Origin of the sequence: Paenibacillus flagellatus, from assembly GCF_003217775.1 — a bacterium.
Taxonomy (GTDB): Bacteria; Bacillota; Bacilli; order Paenibacillales; family NBRC-103111; genus Paenibacillus_AB; species Paenibacillus_AB flagellatus.
In genome coordinates this window covers 78512-97381 of record NZ_QJVJ01000002.1, presented here as the reverse complement: position 1 = coordinate 97381, position 18870 = coordinate 78512, and the positions used below count along the sequence as shown (strand labels likewise).

Below are 18870 nucleotides of genomic sequence, written 5' to 3'. Positions count from 1 at the left end.
TTCCGCGCCGCTTAATTTGCGGACATCCATGGTTGCGCTCCTTTCCCGTAGCGGCGGTATCAACGGCTTGCCGTACGAAGCCGTAACGCGAAACGATAAGATAAACGTCGTCGCGTGCGATCAAAAATCGGTATCCTGCCCGAGCAGCCGGAACTTGATCCAGGTAATCGCGCTGACGATGATCAGCATGACGACGGCAAGCGCGGAGGCGTAGCCGAAGTTGAAAAAATCGAACGCGGTCTGATAAATGCGGTATACGATCGTCTGGGTCGCGTTGTTGGGTCCGCCGTTCGTCAGCAGGAGGATGACGACGAACACCTGAAATACCGCCATCGTCTGGGTGACCGCCACGAATAGCGTCGTCGGCTTCAGCAAAGGCAGCGTAATCCGGAAAAACCGTTGCCGGCCTCCCGCGCCGTCGATCATCGCCGCCTCGTACAAGTCTTCGGGAATGCCGCCGAGCGCGGCCAAAAACAGGATGATCGGCTGGCCCAGCACGAGCGTGACGACGACGATCATGATCGAGACGATCGCCCGTCCGGGCGTGCCGAGCCAGGCGACCGGCTCGAAGCCGAACAGCCCGATGACGTAGTTCAGCAGGCCGAACGTCGGATTGTAGATCCACAGCCAAACCATGGAAAGCACGACGCCGCTCGCCACGACCGGCAAGTAGAACGATACGCGAAATACCGACTGCAGCGCTTTGTTCAGCGGGAATACGACGACGGCGACCATGATCGATACGACCAGCACGACCGGGACGACGCCGACGACGATCATGACCGTATTCGTCAACGCCTTCCAAAACGTCTCGTCGCGGAACAGCTTGACGTAATGCTCGAGCCCGACGAATTCCTTGCCGGTCAGCTTCACGTCGTAGAAGCTGTATCCGATTCCTTGCACGATTGGAAACAACGTAAACACGATAAAAAAGAAGTAAGCCGGCAGCAGAAACCAATAAGCCCATCTCGCCCGGATCATCCGTCTTGCCAAGTTCACGCCTGCATCTCTCCCCTTGCGGCCGCCGGCCGCTCGATAAAACGGTTTGCGCGGATATCGCCCGGCGCGGACGAGAGGGTGCCCCGAGCGGAGCACCCTCCGCGTCCGTCTGTGCCGACTATTTCCCGGACAATATTTTGTTCGCCGCTTTCTCGTAGTCGGCCAAAGCTTGCGCTGGCGTCTTCTGCTTCAATAGCGCCGCCTGTACTTCGGGCTGAAGCAGGACGCGGATTTCGGCGTATTTCGGAATCGTCAGGCCCATATCCTCCAGCCCGCGCTCCTGTATGATTTTTTGCAGCACCGCGTAGTTCGGATCGTCCTTCATCGGCACGCCGGCCGATTTCTTGACCGGGAACTGGCCGGCATTGACCGCATACGCTTGCTGGTGCTCGGTATTGTTCAGAAACTTCAAAAACTCGATGACCCATTTGCGCTTGTGCTCGTCCTTCTGCTTGAACACCGCGAAGCCGGTCGGACCGACGGGAAGCCCGTTTTTCACGCCGTCCGCGTTCGGCTGGTGAACCATGACCAGCTCGTGATCGCCCTTCGTCTTGCCCTGCTGTTTGGCGGCGGACAGCCTCGACCAGACGGCCAGCGTGTCGCTATAGGCGCCGAGCTGCCCTTGCCACATCAACGTGTCGAGGTCGCCGGCTTTGGCCGTAACCGCGCTCGGCTGCAGCAGCCCGTCGTCGTTCAGCTTGACCAGGTGCTCGAGCGCCTTGACGCCCTCCGGACTGTTCAGCGCGACTTTGCTGTAATCGCCGTTTTTGAAAAACTTCGCACCGAATCCCCAGAACCAGTTCATGATCATCTGGTCCCCTTGCGGAACCGCGATTTGCACACCTAGCGGGAACACCTTCCCTTTGTCCGCAACCGCCCGGATCGCGGCGTCGAACTGCTCGATCGTCCAGTACGGATTGTCCGCCTTCGGCAGCAGCGCCTCCTTACCCTTTTCCTTCCAGAGCGCCTTGTTCACCACCATCCCGGCGGACCAGGCGTAAGCGGGCAGCGCGTGGAGATGGCCGCCGATCGTATACATGTTCAAGTAGTCCTGGATGTAGTCGTCCAGCTCCTCCTTCGGAAGAAGCGTCTCCAAAGGCTCGAGAACGCCCTGATGCGCATATTGCGCCGTTCTCCCGAGGTAATCTCGCAAAATGTCGGGCGGCGTCCCGCCTACGATTGCGGCCGGCACCTTCTTCGGAATGTCGTCCCAAGTGAGCGCCTGCACCTCGATCTTGACGTGCGGGTGAAGCTCCATGAACTTCTTCGCCTGCAGCGTCTCGTAGTCGCCGAAGTTGGGCGTCTTGTCCTCCATTCCCTTGATCAGCTGAAACCGCGAATCGACCCAATAGCTGATCGTTACCGGCTTCTCGCCGGAGCCGCCCCCCTGCGCCGGCCCCGATCCGGACTCGCCGCCTTGCGAGCATGCCGTCGCCGCCAGCAGCAGCGGAACGGCTACCGCTGCGAACCATTTGCGCGCTCTCTTCAAACTGATTTCCCCCTTGTCGTGTAATCGGATATAGAAACGGGAACGTACCCCGCAACTATCGCAAAAGCAGGCGCAGCCGGTTTGGAAGGGCTTACAAATCAATCTTCGGTTCCAGCCGATAACTGCGAGTGAAAACGGAAATTCGTCAGCACTTCCAACGATCGTGTCTCTTAGAGTGAAAATGGAAGTTCGTCAGCGCTTCCAACGATCGTGTCTCTTAGAGTGAAAATGGAAGTCCGCTACAACTTCCAACGATCGCGTCTCTTAGAGTGAAAATGGAAGTTCGTCAGCACTTCCGACCACTTTGTCTCTTATTATGTTACGATGTATCATTATATAATAAAAGTATAACCATCGCCCCAAAAGCTGTAAATAGCTTGAAGCAAAAATTGTACTTTTTTTCCATATGGAAAACTGCTGAACGAGGCGGACCGGATAAACGATCACATGGGGAGCACGATTGACGTAGGAGCGAACGTCCCGCACGTAGCCGGAAAACCTCCCGGTATTTCGCGAATATCCCCTTCGGCGATTCATTTAGGCGGAAATCCTCCGGCTGATTTGATGTCTTTAGTTGCATCAGCTCGCATTAGGACAAATTAGCGGGAGCTTTTCCAGCAAATACCCCTCCATTTGTTGGAACGCGCAGATTAGCATGAGGTTTTCCAGCTAAGCTAGCCGGACGGCGGCCAACAGACGCCCCCTCCTTCTCCCGCGAACATGTGACTCAGTAGACGAGAATGAATTTGTTTGCCGGAGAGACCGTCGACGATTACGGCAGCATCGAAAAAACGGGCCAACTAGCCCGCCAGCTTGACAAGCTCACGACCCGCTGTTTCTTTCATCGCACCGAAACGTCTTACATCCCCCTTCCCTTTATTCGCACCGATACGTCTTACAATTGGAAATTCCCTTATCCCACCGACTAACCCCACAAACGAAAAGGCGAGCCGAATCGGCCCGCCTTCCTTATGCGAATCTTGCCCGCCTCCGTCAATCCGCCTTCCAGCGGACGACGCCCATGTGATACCGGTGATGGTGCGGCACCTTGTGCGAATAGTACGCGGTGACGATCGTCCCGTCGTCCAATTCGACGCTGGACGGGTAGCCGCCGTCGGCGACCGCCTCGTAGTCGACCAGGAAAATCGGGGCGCCCCAGCTCTCCCCGTCGTCCTTGCTGATGCGCGCTCCTACGCCGAAATAGCCCCGGCACCGGATGCCGAACGACAGCAAAATGCGGCCGTCCCGCAGCCGCAGAAAGTTGGCTGGATGCTGCAGCGGCAGCGTGACCGGGCCTTTGCCGGTCCATGACCTCCCGCCGTCGTCGGACGCGTACAGCTCGACGTGCAGGTCGCCGGTCGTGCGCGCGGCCGCCAGCAGCCGGCGTCCGTCGATCGACAGGACGGTCGTCTCGTTATTGTTGGGCGCCTCGCTCGACAGCTCGCCGATCGGCACGGGCTCCACCCAGGACCGGCCCCCATCGTAGCTGCGCAGGAAATAGCTCGAAAACTTCGACTCGCCGGTGACGCCCTTCTCGCCGCACGTATACATGCTGACGCCGAAAACGCCGTCCTCCAGACGGACGATATCGCCGAACGGCACGATGCCGGTCGCCCCCTCCGGCTTCTCCACCGTCCCGCCGACCTGCCAGCTCGCGCCGCCGTCGGACGACCGGCAGACGACGGGGTCGAGCACCTGGTCGAACGTCGGGCGCTCCTCCCCCGGCACCTGTTTCAGCCGCCAGCCCGAGCTGATGACCGTCAGCGCCCCGTCGCCCGCAAGTCCTGCGGCCACGTTCATCCGGTTGCAGCCCGGATCGTTCCGCACCGGCGCGCCGGCCCGCTCCCATCCGTATCCGCCGTCCCGGCTGATCCAGCATTCCGGGTGGCCCTCCCCGAAGCCGTGATACGGCTTGTTGAAGACGACGGCGGCTATCGAGCCGTCCGGCATCATCGTCAAATTCGGCCAAGCGCATACGTTGTCGATCGCGATCAATCGTTCCATTGGTATCCACCCCTACCCGTCAAAATGTTGAAGCAACCCTTTCCCGCTTGGCGACGTCATCTCGCCATTTCGCCCCCGTCGACCGCGTACAGGGCGCCGGTGACCCATTCACTGTCGTCGGAAACCAAAAACAATACCGCCTTGCCCACGTCCGCCGGCGTGCCGGACCGCCGCAGAGCCGCAGCCCCGACAACCGCGTCCGCTCCCCGCTTGCCGCGCCCGGCCGAAAATGCCGCGCGCTGCTCCTTGTTCATCTCGGTCGGCACCCCGCCGCACAAAATCGCGTTGACGCGAATGCCGTACGGGGCCAGCGCGTTCGCCATCGACACGGTCAGACCGTTCAGCCCGGCCTTGCTGGCGGCGTAGTGAACCTGCTGCGCCCCGCCCCTCAGCGACGTGACCGTGCCGATCTGGACGATGGCGCCCCCGCCGCCTTCCCTCATGACGCGGGCGGCCGCTTGCGAGCAAAAGAACGCGCCGCTCAAATTGACCTGCACCGTTCGGCTCCACGTCCGTTCGTCGATATCGAAAAAATCGCGAAACGGGCAAATCGCCGCATTGTTTACGACAATATCGAGCCGCCCCCGTTCCTTGCGGATCGATTCGATCATGGCGTCCGCTTCCCGCTTGACCGAAATATCCGCCCGGTACGGACGCAGCCGTCCCCCGCCGTCCGCCGCTCTCTCCGCCGTCCCGCCTCCGCTCCCGTCCGCGCCCGCACCCGCCTCCACCTCCGCGCCTGCATCCTCGCCAAACACGATATCGTTGACGACCACGAAAGCGCCCGCAGCCGCCAGCCGTTCGGCGATGCCTCGCCCGATGCCGCGTCCCCCTCCCGTGACGAGCGCCACCTTGCCCTCCAGCTTCTTCATGCAAGCCCTCCGCCCTAATCCGCGCTCATACCGTCAACGCTTTTCCGGACTCCGCACTTCCCCCGCCGTCGAGCCGAAACAAGCCTTCCACGGTCGCCGATCCGTCCTCATGACGGGTTACGGCCGTCCGCTCCAGCACGGACGACGTCCACCCGAGCCCGGGCGGCAGCTCGGCCCGGAACTTGGCCGTCGTCTCATCCAGACGCCGCCACCGCGTCCGCACGATTCCCCGTGACGTCGGCACTTCCCCCCGCGCCCATTCGAGCGAAACCGGACGGGGATCGAGACGCACGACGCCGCCACCGACGCCGCCGCCAAGCTCCCGCACGTCGATGCCGGCGACGGCGATCGCGAGCCAATACGTCGGTCCCGCCCCCCAGCCGTGACAGTGGCTGACCGGAATATGATCGGACAAATACGTGGGCGTATGCCCTTGATACGGACTCGGTACCGTACAGGCCGGCCGGTCCGGCTCGAACGTCTCCCACCACGTCGTCGCGCCGCGCTCCAGCATGCCGCCCCAGAACCGCCGGATGAGCAGCAGCGCCGGCTCGGCATACCCGTATTCGAGCAGCGCCTCGAGCACGATATGGTAGAAAAACGCCCCGCGGATCGGCGGCAGCTCCCGGCTCCGCAGCAGCTCGCGGCACATCGCGTCCGCCTCGGCCGGGTCCGCGACGCCGGACCAGATCGCCGCGAAATTCGTCTGCATCGATACGCGATCGGACAAGCCGTCGTCCGTCAGGCAATCCGCAAACAGTAGCTCCCCCGGCTTCCGCAGCTTGCGGCGAATCGACTCCCGCAGCCTGGCCGCCTTCGCCTCCCACGCCGCCGCGCTTCCGCCGTCGCCAACCGCCACCGCCATTGCCGCCGCCTTGCGCAGCGCCCGGTAGTAGAAGCAGGATAAGGCCGTCACCCGGTCGCGCTTATCCAAATAATCGGCCCAATCGATGAAGCACCACCAGCCGTTCCGATCCGCGCCAGCGAACAAGCAGTCCCCATCCTCCTGCCGTTCGAACCAGCCGAGAAGCCTGCGGATCGTCGGCCATACGTCCTCCAGCAGGCTGCGGTCGCCGGAATACGCGATGTAATCGTCGGCGAAAAACAGCCAATGCGCGCAAAAATCGGGCAGCAGATGGTCGTTGCGCTCGGGCCCCGTTCCCGGAATCGAGCCGTCGTCGTTTTGAATGCGCGCCCCTTGCAGGATGCACTTCCGCGCCAGCGCGGTATCGCCGAACGCGTGGTAGATCGCCTTGGCCATCACGACCGCGTCGACGACCCAAAGGGCCCCTTCCCGGTACGGGCAGTCCTCCAGATGGTGCTGGCTGTTCACCTGCACCGTATAGCGCCCGACCTCCCAAATCCGGTTCAGCAAAGGATCGCTGCAGGAGAATCCGCCCTGCTCCCGGAACCGGTAATGGACGAACTCGGCGTCCAGGCCGGTTACCGTGATCGGTCGCGGCGTCGCTTGAACGCGAATACCGAGATAGCGGAACGCCCGCCGGCCGAACGAACGGAGCCGATTCGTACCGGGCTTCAGGACGAACGTGTTGTGCAGCTCGAGCTCGAGCGACTCCCCGAACAACAGCTGCACGACGCCTCCCTCCGGCGCGTCGACGACCAGCTCGGGATAACCGACCTTGACCGCGCCGAAATCGTAGACGACGCCCGGCAGCGACATCGGCACGGACGCATCGACCGTCATCGCCGATGTCGACGGCGGCGACGGCGGCTCCGGAGCTGCCGCCGCGCCCGATTCCGCGCCGCCTGAACCCGCCACGAACCGTTCCGCCCCCTCGACCCGCCCGTAGTTCGATTCGATCCGGACGATGCCGGACGGCGCGATCCGCTCCGCTTGAAGCGGTTCGATTTCCGGCGCCAGGAGACGCGACCACGGCGATCCGGCCGCTTCCGCCTCCGCGATTTCCACGGCCCGCTCCCACGCGGAATCGTCGTAACCCGCCGTCTCCCAGCCGTCCTCCCCGGCGCACAAATACATTTCCTTGAACCCGCCCCACCGGTGCTGGCGGGAAACGACGGGAACCCATCGGGGCGAGCGGCGCACCCTCCAGGTCCGGTCCGTCGCGATCGTTGTCCCCCCGCCCTCTCCGTCCAGATCGAGCTGGACGATAACGCCGCCGGGCCCCCGCCGCTGCTGCGTCACGATCGGCTCGGCCGCCCCGAAATTGTAAGCGACCGCGGCGATGACATTATCCCCCTCGCGGAGGAGGGAAGCGGCGTCGTACACGTCGTAATATTTCCAGGCCGGATCGGCGGGGGCCGGGCCTCTGCCCAGCCTCGCACCGTTCACGAACAGCTCGTATTCCTGGTTGGCGGAAATGCGAACGGTCGCGCCCCGGGGCGGCGCCTCGAGCCGAAACCGTTTCCTCGTCTCGACATAAACGTTGCTCGACGGCTCCCCGATTCGCCCCCATATCCATTTGGCGACCCACTTCATGCGCCCATCCCTCCTTTTAGTCGGTCAGCTGCAGCGAATCGACGTCCATCGTGCCGGTCACCCCGAACGGGTCGAAGCGCAGCTGCCGCACCGTGCCGGTCCATAGCGGGTTGGCGCTCATGCCCACCGTATATTCCTTGTAGAACGCATCGTTCGGCGTAATCGTGAATGTGACCGACTTCGCCGCATTCCAGACGCCGTCCGCGTCGGTGATGAAGAACAGCTGGGCGGTCGTCGCGGCCGTATTGTTTTTCAGCCGGATGCGCACCTTGTCGTAAACCGCCGCCGTCACGCCCAACGAGTCCGGCGACAGCATGTAGGGATCGTTCCCGCTCGAGACGAGGTGCAGCGCCCCGCCCGAAACCGTGCTGCCGGACAAATGATTGTGCATGATCCACCCTTCGAAGTCGCCGTCCGTATCGAACGCCCAGTCGCGGACGGCATTCCCGGGGCTCGCCCACGAGGCCGCATTCGACAGCGCCGAAACGTTCCCGCCCGCATCAACCGAACGAAGCGCGAAGTAGTACAGGACACCGGGGCTCAGTCCCGTCACTTGGTACGATTGCACCGTGCCCGCCGGCCCCGGCGAAGGCTCGCCCTGCGCTTGCGTCGCGGAAGCCCAGTTGCCGTCCGTAATCGGGGACGTCGAGTACCGGATGTCGTAAAATGCGGCCGCGCCGCTGCCCGGACCGTCCTTCTTCGCCGTCCACGACAAGGCGACCGACGACCCGGTCGAGCCGGTTACCGCCAGATCGGTAACCCTGGCCGGCGGAATCGTATCCGTCGCGCCGATTCGTCCGATCCGGATGTAATCGACCGAAACCGTCCCGGGCGCCGCGGCCGGATCGTAGCGGAGCCGCTTGATCGTCCCCTGCCAAGCCGGATTGGCTCCCATGTCCACCGTATACTCGGCGAACCCTTCCGCATTCGGCGCCATCTCGAACGACACGGACTTTTGCGCGCTCCAGGCCGAATCCGCATCCGTTTGAAAGTAAAGCGTCCCCGTTGTGCCCGCGGTGCCGTTTTTGAGCCGGATTTTGACGTAACGGTAATCGGCGGCGCTCACCCCGAGCGAGTTCGGCGACAACGCTTTCGGCTCGCTGCCGGAGGATACGAGCGCGAGGACGCCGCCGGATACGGAGCTTCCGGACAGCTGTCGCTGCGGAATCCAGCCTTCGTTGTCGCCGTTCGTATCGAAATTCCACTGCTTCGCATAGAGCGGAACGTTCGGCATCGTCAGCGTTCCGTCCGGGGTAATCGTCTCGTTGCCGTCGCGGTCGCGGGTGCGGATCCGGTAATGAATCGTCTCACCGGGCGTCAGACCGGACAAATACACCGTATGACCGGTCTGCAGATTGATGTTGTCCGGCGTATGCATCCCGTAAGCGGTCGTGGGACCGTATTCCACGGTCGCCGTAGCCCCGACGTCCGTATCGAACGCAATGCGCGCAAGCTCGGGACTCATCGCTGTCGCGACGCGGTTCGTCACGACGGGCGCGGACCCGCCTCCGCCGACGATACGGATCGAATCGATATCGAAGCGCGAGGCCGCGTTGCCGTTCACGGTCAGCTTCAAGCTTTGGATCAGCCCGGCCCAGTCGGGCTCGGTCGACAAATCGTACGTGTACGTCGTCATGACGCCGTTGCTCTGGATCGGAATCGCGGCGGAGCCGCTGTGCTGCGTCCGGTTCGGCTCCTGGTAGCCGGAGCGCTGCCACGAAAGCTCGAGCGAGGTCGCGCCCGTGTCGTTGTCCAGCTTAATCTCCAGCAGATGCTGCGAAGCGGGTATCGTCACGGGCGGGGAGACGATCGAGAACGCCGTCTGGGCCGGCGGCGTCAACCGCCAGACGCCGCCGGTCGGCCCGGTGCCGTCGACGGCCGCGGTCAGCGACCAGCCTTCCCGGTCGCCGTCGGCGGAGAAGTCCCACGCCGATGCCGTCCGAACTTGCTTCGCCACCGCCAGCTGGCGCGTCTCGGCCGCCGTGCCGACCACCAGGTAATACTCGTATTGATACGTTTCGTCCGGCAGCACGACGTACCGGTACACGGGCGCCGTATACGAAACTTTGTCCCCGTACTCGCCTCCCGTGCCCGCCCCGGTATAGACGTAGTTGGTGCTGTAGTGGACGTTGGGCGTGTACCAGCCGATTCCTTTGCCGGTCGCGTCCAGGTGAGTTCCCCACGCCTCCGACTGGTAGTGGGTTTCGTTCGGGAACCCCGGCGTGCTCGTCGTCACGGTGTCGCCGGTGAACGGAGCGCCGCCCGAGTACCGCGTGTAGGAGCTCAAGCTTTCCAGCGTAAAAATCGCCGGCAGCTCCTGATCGCGAATAGTGCCGAAGCCGGGATCGAAATTGTGGAACCGGTTCACGACCTTCACCGCGTTCCCCTCCAGCGTGTACCAGTTCTCCATGTAGGCGTTGGCGGGGACGTCGGACAGACACCAGTCCAACGGACGCGACTTGACGTATACCGTCGAGTTGTCGTTGAAATACGACAAAATGCCGCTCGGGTTGTTGCGGATGTCGCCCCCCTGCACCGGATTCGCCCCCCACCGGCAGCCGGCGTACAGCCCGGCTCCGTAATACGACTGCTGAATCAGCCTTCCCGCGTCGTGGCGGTTGACCAGATTGCCGCCGCCTCCCGATTCGGCCAAATACGAAATGCTGCCTCCCCACGTCACGTCCACGCCCAACCGGATCGTCCCGTTGTCCAAATACGTCATCGTGTTCGTCGCCGCCGCCTCGCTTTCTCCCGATACCGCCGTCCACAGCAGGACGGCAACCGCCGCCGCCGCAAGCCGTCTCACGCCGGCTCCGAGCCGGCCCCTTGCGTTCCCTCTCATCGTCTTCACCCTCCATCGTTAGGTTTCGGACAGGTTGAGCACGATTCATCCGGCTTTATTCGACGAGTCCCGTCCGTTCGATCCCTTGCACGAAATGCTTCTGGGCCAACATGTACAGGAGAAGCGGGGGGAGGACGACCAGCACCGCTCCGGCCATCTTGATCGGCTCGTTCAGATCGAACGTCCCCGTCGCCAGCCCGGCCGGCGTCCCCGCCAGCTCGTTCAAATTCGACTGCATTCGGCCCAGCTGTGTCGCCAAAGCCAAAAAATCCTGGTTTTTCAAAAACAGGGCGGGCTCGAAATACGCGTTCCAATGCCAGACGAACGAAAACAGGAACACGACGAGCATCGCCGGCTTCGCCAGCGGCAGCATGATTCGCGCATACGTGCGCAGGGCGCCCGCCCCGTCGAGCTTCGCCGATTCCTCCATCTCCTTCGGCAGCGTCGCGAAAAACTGGCGGAAAATGACGATGAACAAGGCGCCCTTGATCCCTTGCGCGAAGACGGCGGGCACGAGAAACGGCAGCGGCGTGTTCAGCCAGCCGAGCTTCGAATACAGCACGAACAGCGGGATTGCCAGCGTCTGCACCGGCACGAGAAACGTCAGCAGCACGACCGCGAACAAAACGCGCTTGAACGGAACGGCGAGCCGCGCGAACGCGTAGCCGGCCAGCGCGCAGGAGACGACCTGCAGCGAGGCGGCGATCCCCGCCGTCAGCCCCGTATGGAGCACCGCTTTGCCGTACTTCAACCCGGCGATCGCGCTTCCGTAATTGTCCGTGACGAACGTCCGCGGAAACCAGCGGATCGTCGGGTCGAGCAGCTGCCCGACATCCTTCAGCGACGTGGACAGCATGTAGAACAGCGGAGACAAGTACATGACCGCTATCGATAGGAGCAGGATAAACACCGCCGTTTGGACGAGCAGCCCGTCGCCGGCCCGGCGTCCGAGCAGCAGCGATTTCGCGCGTTCCGTACCGTATCCGGCCCACGGGCGCGCCCGATTGCGTTTCTTCGCCGCCATCATGTCCTTTTCACCTCCCTCTTTCCGTTCCATTTGACCGCCATTCGGAGCAAAACGGCGATCAGCGCCATGATGAAGCCGCAGTACAACCAGCCCAATGCGCTTGCATACCCGTACCCCGTCTTCGGGTTGTTTACGTTGGACAAAATGTGGGTCATGATCGGATTGAACGGGTTCGTGGATTGGTCGACGACGGTATAAATCAGGTTCAGCCCAATGAACGGAACGATCGACGGAAACGTAATGCGCCAGAACGATTCCCACGGCGTCGCTCCGTCGATTCGCGCCGCTTCGTACGCCGAAGCGGGGATCGTCTGGAAGCCGGCGAGAAACAGGATGACCTGCACCCCGGAAAACCACAGCAAAATGACGAACCGGGACAGCACGCTGGCGAGTGGGGCGGCGATCGCCGCGGGAAGCGACCGGTTCAGCGCCTCCGCCACGTCGAGCTGGCCGGCGAACGGCAGGCTCCCCTGCCCTTGCGCGAACAGCTCCGTCAGCACGTTGCCCGAAGCGAAAATGACGGGCAAAAAAAAGATCGTCCGAAAAAACAGTCTGCCGTAAAACCGGCGGTTGAGCATGACGGAGACGAGCAGCGCGAACAGCACCGTCAGCGGAATGACGAGCAGCGCTTCGCGAACGTAAAGAAACATTTGCTCGGGAAACACGTTGTCCCGCAAAAAAGCGTATTTGTAATTGTCCCAGCCCGCGAAATCGTACTTCAAGCCGGAGCCGTCCGGCTTGACGCCGACCGTATGGAAGCTCAGGTACAGCGAGTAGGCGAGCGGGTAGGCCATGAACGCCGCCGTTCCGACGAGCCACGGCATAAGGAAGAGAAGGCCCGTCATCGCCGTCCGGCGGCGCAGCCGCCTTTGCTCCCGCTCGTGCTCCTTCCAAGTCCACGGGCGTACGGTTTCCGCATTCGACTCCGGATTCACGACGCGCCTCCCTCCTTCACCACTTTGTACGAGCGCGGCTCCACCCGCCGGCCTTCCATCTCGAACGGCCGCTCGTTGTAATTGACCCAGACGGTCCGCCCGCGCTCGTAGACGGTTTCGTACACGCCCTCGGCCAGCCGGCGGTGCCCCGCGATCGCTTGGCCCCATACCCCGTCCCCGACCTCGGCGAAAGCCCGGTATTCCTCCGCGATCCGCTCCTTCAAATCGTCGAAGCGCGAGCTGTACAAGAAGGCGAATTCCGTCTCCTTCAGCAGCCTCGGGTTTTCGTCCGTCACGATGAAATGCGGCAACGCCCCGTATTCGATCGCCCGCAAAAACGCATTGACGCGGTCCCCGCTCGTATTGCCCGGCTCCGCCGAATAGCTGACCAGCCCGTGCAGGGCGATCGGGTAAAAGGGGACCGTCTCGTCGACGACGAAATCGTGGTTCGACTCGACCGGAAACTCGGCCAGGTGGGATACGCGGCCGAGCGCGAAGGCCGGGCTGCCGTACAGCGTCACCCGGCCGACCTCGGCCGCCGTCCGCTCGAACGCGCGCCTTAGCGATTGCGCCGTCCGCTCCCGTGTCGACGGCTCCGCGCGGCCGTAGTCCCCGTCCGCCCGGCTCATCTCCACGTAGCCGACGCCGGACGCGCCGAGCCGCTCGTAAGCCGGCAGCGCCTTTTCCAGCGCGGCCTCCATCGCTTGCGGGCGAACGAGATAATACGTCGGCGGCCGCTTCGCCAGCTCGTCCTCCCGCCGGATCGGCAAAATGCGCCGGTCGAGCGTCCGCACCGCGTCCTTCATCCGGAAGCCGCTGCCCCACCGATTCGTGGCGAGGCGGAGCGTGTCGACGAGATAATAGCCGACCCGGCCGGGCTCGGCCGTCGCCAGCAGCTCGCGCAGCCCCCGCTCCCCGCCGACGGCCGGCTCCGCCGGAAGCCGGTTCGGCAGCTTGCCGGGATAGCCGCCGGCGTTCCAGCCGATCAGGCCGACCTCGAGCCGTTCGACGCCCCGGTCCGCAAGGGCCGCGACCATCTCCCTCACCCGGCCGGTCGTCGTCGCCGCCACCGTCTTCGTCCCGAACCGCGCCGTCTCGGAGGCGGCCAGCACCGCATCGAGGTACAGCGGCGGCTTGCCGGACGCCTCCCGCATCGGCGCAAGCCCGTACTCCTCCGATATATAGCTGCGGTACGCTTTCGCCATCGCCACGTAGTCGGCCCGCCCTTCCGGCAATACGGTATAATGCACGCCCATTTCCGAGGAAACGATGGACGCGTCGTAGGCGGTCCGTTTCTTGTTCAGCCCCGCGGGCTTGTCGTACGCCCGGCGCACGGCGAACTTCGCGCCGGCCGCATGAAAGCTCGTATGCACGCCGGCCGGCGACGCGTATACGTTCGCCCGGAAGGCGCCGCGGTCGATGACGGCGAGGAAGCCGCCGTCTCCCCGGTTGATGCCGAACACGGGATAGTCGACCGGGGACCGGGCGCTTTCCCCGCCCGGCTGCGGCACCGCGCGGTCGGGGCCGTAGACCGGCCGGTCGTAGGGCGTGACCCGTTCCGGACGGCGGGCGCCGAAGGAGATGAGCCCTCCGGGGCCGTCCGGCACGAGCAAGTAGCCTTCCGCCGACCCTTGCGCCGCGCCGAAAAACGGGAGCGGCTCCACGGAGACGAGCTTGTTCGCCTTCGTCTCCAGCAAGCCGTTCTCGGGGATGCGCACGGACAGCCCGTCGGCGTGAAGCGCATACTCGACGTAGAACTGGAAGCCGAGCTCGTCGACGGCGTACCGGACGCCGACGCCGTTCGGGATCGGCCGCCAATCCGTCCTCGCGGGCCGGTCGACCAGGTTGCCCTGCGTCTCCTTCGTGTCGTTCTCGGCCAAGTAGCGGAACAGAAGCGGCGACGACAGGTGGCTTCTCCACTGTCCTTTGACCGTCTCGGACGCAAGCGCATCGTCGCCGGGGTTGCCGAACAGGGTGGCGCCGCCGCTCCTTTCGTCGCGAAGCGCGATTCGCCCCGTCGCCGGCTCCAGCCACAGGCTGAACGACCCGTTGCCGGCCGCCTTGGCGAACGTGCGCCCGCCGGTCGTCATCGTCTCGGAGCCGGGGGCGCCGCTTTCCCATACCGCCGCGTCGAAGAACGCCTTGGCCCGTGCGGCGTCGTACGGCCCTTCGTAGGCCGCGGCCTGCTCCCGGGAAACGTACACGTAAGCCGCCAGCAGTCCCGCCGCAACGAGCGCGATCATCGTGCCGGCCTTCCGGCGCAGCCATCCGTTAAACACGTTCGATCAACTCCCGTCCGAGCTCGATGAAGAAATCGGCGGCCTGGGCGAGAAGTCCGACGACGACGAAGCCGAACAGGCCGAAGCAGGCCAGCGCGAAGAGCGATACGGCGTTCATGCCGATCCCTTCCTTCAAGTTGTAATTGTGCACATTCAGCGAGGCGACGAAGAACAGCAGCAGCGTCCAGACGGCGACCGCGGCGAGCAGCGCGGCGTAGATCCCCTGCTCCTGCAGCGTCAGCGCGTTCGAGAGCAGGCGCAGCGGCAGCGTGCAGACGATATAAGGCACCAGCACGTACGCGTTCGCGACGAATACGCGCCGGAACGTTCCTTCGCCCTTCATGATCGACCCGATCATGTAGTTGGCGACCACCCACCCGAACCAGAGCAAGAAGGACGAGAGCGCTTCGGTCGCGAGACTGACGTCCCGGAACGGCTCGTCGGCGAACAAGAAGCCGGTCGCCGCCAAACCCGCGAGCTTGACCGCCAATCCGAGCGCGACGAGCAGCACGGCGTACGGGATCGGGATGGCGGACGATTGGGCGATATCGTACATGCCGTCGAGCGGATGCCGGACGACCCGAACCGTCATCCGCCACGCGTACCGCCAGGAAGGCGCGGCGGGATCGGTCCATACCGCCTGCGCCCGCTTGCCGGACGGCCCCGCCCTTCCGCGACGACGACGGCGCAGCAACCGCGTACCGAGGCCGGCCGCGACGAGCAGCCCGGCGGCGGACAAGACGACTGGCGCGAAATACCGGGTAGCCGTATCGAGCCGCACCTGCCAGAACGATTCGGAATAGCCCTCCCGATCCATGGCCATGCGGAAATGCTCCATCGCCTCCGCGTACTGCCCCCGCTTCAGCTCCGCCTTCGCCATGCCTTGATAGGCGCGGTCGAACGTGCCGTCGTGGCGCAAAATGTCCGTCCAAACGCCGTACGCCTCCTCATGCTTTCCGTCGCCGCTCCATTGCGCCGCCCGATGGACGAGCGAGCCGAATTCGGTTCGCCGGAACACTTGGATCAGCCCGAGCTCGCCGTCGCTGACGTAGACGTCCCCTCGCGAATCGACGGCCACGCCGGTCGTCCGCTTGAACAGCCCGAAGCGCGAGTCGTTGCCGTACGCGCCGCCGAAGACGAACAGCAGCTTGCCCTCGCCGTCGTATTGGTAAATGCGTCCGCCGTCCGATTCGATCGCGGTCGCGATCCCCCCGTCGCCGACCGTGACGGCCTGAAAGGAGAACGGCACCGTTCCTTTGCGCCACGGCGGCGCGAAGTCCGCGTCGCCGAGCAGATCGGTTCCTCCGGAATTGAGCCGCTTCAGCTGCCCTTTCTTCAACCCCCGGTTGACGGTATACAGGAATCCCCGCCGGTCGACGGCCATATTCGTGATCGCGCCCGGCAGCTTTTTCTGCTCCTCGGCGAGCTGCTCGGCCGTATAATATTTGCGCTTCAGCCGTTCGATCGGATCGTACGGCACTTTGTTCGCTCCGTAAAACCCGGCGAATTCGCCGTCGGGCGCCAGCTGCAGCAGCCCTTGATAGCCGCCCTTGTTGGCGACGTACACGTACCCCCGGCGATCGAGCGCCACCTTCGACGGGACGAACAAGTAGTTGGCCGGCACATAGGACGACTCCGGCCTGCGGTAGTCGCGAATCCAGCGGCCGGACGCATCGAACACGGCGATCCGGCCGCCGCCCGTGTCGGCCACGTACAACGTGCCGTCCTCCGCGACGAATACGCCTTCCGGGCGGCGCAGCCTCTCGTTGTCGTTCGGCTCCCGGCCCCCGTCGGTCCGCGGGACGGTCTTCACGATCCGGCCTTCGCGGTCCATATGGACGATCCGGTCGTTCCCGGTGTCCGCCACGTACAGCTGGTCGTCCGCCGTCATGAACAGATGCTCCGGCTGCCGCAAGCCGTCGATGACGCGGGAAGGCACATAGCCGTGGGGCGTCGGGACGTAGCGGCCCGTCGGATCGGCGGTGTACGTCGCGTAGGGCAGCGACGCCTCCGCCGCGGACGGGAGCGCCGCCCCTACCGACGACGCCAGCAGCAGCCCCAGCACGAGTTTCCGCATATAACGCTTCATGCCCATTCTCCCATCCGTCATTTGATTCCCGAGTGCGCCATCGTGGCGATCACCTTCCGCTGGAACGCCAGGAAGATGATCAGGTTCGGCACGAAGACGAGCAGCGTCGCCGCGGCCGCGATTCCTTGCCCCACCACGTTGTTCGCGATGCCGTTGGTCAACGTCGTCACGTAATACGGCAGCGTCTTCATCGACTCCGTCTGGGTATACAGGCTGGACGTTTCCATCTGGTTCCACGAAGCCTGGAACGTCAGGATGCCGACCGTGGCGACGGCGGGCAGACAGATCGGCAGGACGAGCCGGAAGAAGGCGGTCCAATCCCCCGCTCCGTCCATCCGCGCCGCCTCCAGCAGCTCGTCGGGCAGCTGGTCGACGAACTGCTTCATCAGGAAGACGCTGACCGGCGCCGCCAGAAGCGGCACGACGTGAGCGAAATACGTGTCCATGATGCCGATACGGGCGATGACCAAATAACGCGGAATGGCGACCGCCTCCGGCGCGAACATGAGCGATAAAATGATGATCGCGAAAATCGGCTTCGAGCCGGGGAAGCGGTGCTTCGAAAACGCGTACGCCGCCATCGAGCTGACCAGAATCGTGAACGCCACCGTCAGAGCGGTCGTCAGCACGCTGTTGAACAGGTAGCGCGTGAACGGGATCGTGAGCGACTGGGTCCGCAGCAGCAAGTTTTGGAAATTGACGATCGTCGGCTCCATCACCCAAAATCGCGGCGGGTACAAAAACAGCTCGTTGATCGGCTTGAACGCATGGCTGAAGACGAACACGATCGGCAGCAGCATAAACGCCGCCAGCAGCGCGAGCAGAGCGAAGGCGGTTTTCTGAAACGCATCCGACCGTCTCCAGGCGAGCGCAATCGCTCTTCCCCGTCCGGCGGGATAACGGGTCCGCCCTTCCGGACCCGCAGTCATGCGCAGGTTGCTCATCGTCCGTCGTCCCTCCCGTTGCCGAACAAGCCGAAGGCCAGCTTGTTGGCGGCGTACATAATCCCGAGCAGCACGACCGAAAGCGCCGCGGCATACCCCATCTCGTAGCGGATCATCGCGAAATCGTCGATATGGTTCAGGAACAGATGTCCCGCATACTGCGGCGTAATCGGGGAGCCCGACGCCGACTGCGCGAGAATCGAGCCGATCATGCCGGACTTCAGCGTGCCGACGACGGCCATGACCGCGCCGAATAGCATTTGCGGCCGGATCGCCGGAATCGTGATGTAAAAAATTTCTTGGAGCCGGTTCGCGATGCCGTCGATCGCTCCGGCGTCGTAAAGCTCCTTGTTGACCGTTTGCAGCCCGGCCAGCATCGCGAGAAACCCGACGCCCATGCTCGACCAGAGCGAAACCGCCACCATGACGCCCATGAAGGTGTCCGGGTTTTGCAGCCACAGCACCGGCTTGTCGATCAGCCCCGTCTCCAGCAGCAGCCGGTTCAAGTACCCGATGCGATCCCCGCTGAAGAGAACCGGCCAGACGACGGAGAACGCGACGCCGGCCGCCAGCGACGGCGCGTACATCGCCAGCGTGAAATAATCGCGGACGGAAGCGGGAAGCTGGTTGATCAGCCAAGCGAGCGCGAACGACAGCATGTACCCGCCCGGTCCGACGATCAGGGCGAACCGAAACGTATTCGGGACGGCGTATTGCAGAAAAATCCAGTCCCGGGTCAGCAGCGAGACGAAGTTGTCGAAGCCGATGAACCGCGGGGACGAAATCGCATCGTACGAAAAAAACGAGAGTCCAACCGCTACGGCGACGGGAACGAATATAAACAGCGCGAACAAGAGCAAGAACGGTCCGACGAACAGGTATGACGTGCGATGCCTCCACAGAACGCCGATCCACCCACCTATCGTCTTCAT

Annotated in this window: 12 protein-coding genes; all 12 read right to left on the bottom strand. The window is 63.7% G+C overall.

Annotated features, from left to right (window positions below; all coding sequences use genetic code 11):
* Positions 1–120: 120 nt before the first annotated feature.
* A complete protein-coding gene (locus DLM86_RS04155) occupies positions 121–999 on the bottom strand; it encodes a carbohydrate ABC transporter permease (protein WP_146250149.1) in 879 nt (292 codons plus the stop codon).
* A gap of 118 nt (positions 1000–1117) precedes the next feature.
* The gene (locus DLM86_RS04150; RefSeq protein ID WP_110838718.1) at positions 1118–2488 is read right to left on the bottom strand and encodes an extracellular solute-binding protein; all 1371 of its coding nucleotides are present in this window, start codon (positions 2486–2488) and stop codon (positions 1118–1120) included.
* Positions 2489–3481: 993 nt separating this feature from the next.
* Positions 3482–4492, bottom strand: coding sequence for a sialidase family protein (locus DLM86_RS04140; RefSeq protein ID WP_110838716.1), 1011 nt, complete (start codon positions 4490–4492; stop codon positions 3482–3484).
* A gap of 56 nt (positions 4493–4548) precedes the next feature.
* Positions 4549–5364, bottom strand: coding sequence for an SDR family NAD(P)-dependent oxidoreductase (locus DLM86_RS04135; RefSeq protein WP_110838715.1), 816 nt, complete (start codon positions 5362–5364; stop codon positions 4549–4551).
* A 25-nt stretch (positions 5365–5389) separates the two neighbouring features.
* Positions 5390–7822, bottom strand: coding sequence for an alpha-L-rhamnosidase-related protein (locus tag DLM86_RS04130; RefSeq protein WP_110838714.1), 2433 nt, complete (start codon positions 7820–7822; stop codon positions 5390–5392).
* A 16-nt stretch (positions 7823–7838) separates the two neighbouring features.
* Positions 7839–10664 (bottom strand): fibronectin type III domain-containing protein, encoded by a 2826-nt coding sequence (locus tag DLM86_RS04125; RefSeq protein WP_110838713.1) that lies wholly within the window; start codon positions 10662–10664, stop codon positions 7839–7841.
* Positions 10665–10719: 55 nt separating this feature from the next.
* Positions 10720–11691, bottom strand: coding sequence for a carbohydrate ABC transporter permease (locus DLM86_RS04120; RefSeq protein ID WP_158289315.1), 972 nt, complete (start codon positions 11689–11691; stop codon positions 10720–10722).
* A complete protein-coding gene (locus DLM86_RS04115) occupies positions 11688–12626 on the bottom strand; it encodes a carbohydrate ABC transporter permease (RefSeq protein WP_110838711.1) in 939 nt (312 codons plus the stop codon). The genes DLM86_RS04120 and DLM86_RS04115 overlap by 4 nt, the downstream gene beginning before the upstream one ends.
* Entirely contained in the window at positions 12623–14905 is a 2283-nt protein-coding gene (locus DLM86_RS04110; RefSeq protein WP_110838710.1) for a DUF5696 domain-containing protein, read from the bottom strand. Before DLM86_RS04110 ends, DLM86_RS04115 begins: the two co-directional genes overlap by 4 nt.
* Positions 14898–16994, bottom strand: coding sequence for a YIP1 family protein (locus DLM86_RS04105; RefSeq protein ID WP_158289314.1), 2097 nt, complete (start codon positions 16992–16994; stop codon positions 14898–14900). Before DLM86_RS04105 ends, DLM86_RS04110 begins: the two co-directional genes overlap by 8 nt.
* Before the next feature lie 17 nt (positions 16995–17011).
* Positions 17012–17938: a carbohydrate ABC transporter permease gene (locus tag DLM86_RS04100; protein WP_245954346.1), complete on the bottom strand. Its 927-nt coding sequence runs from the start codon at positions 17936–17938 to the stop codon at positions 17012–17014.
* The gene (locus DLM86_RS04095; RefSeq protein WP_110838708.1) at positions 17935–18870 is read right to left on the bottom strand and encodes a carbohydrate ABC transporter permease; all 936 of its coding nucleotides are present in this window, start codon (positions 18868–18870) and stop codon (positions 17935–17937) included. Before DLM86_RS04095 ends, DLM86_RS04100 begins: the two co-directional genes overlap by 4 nt.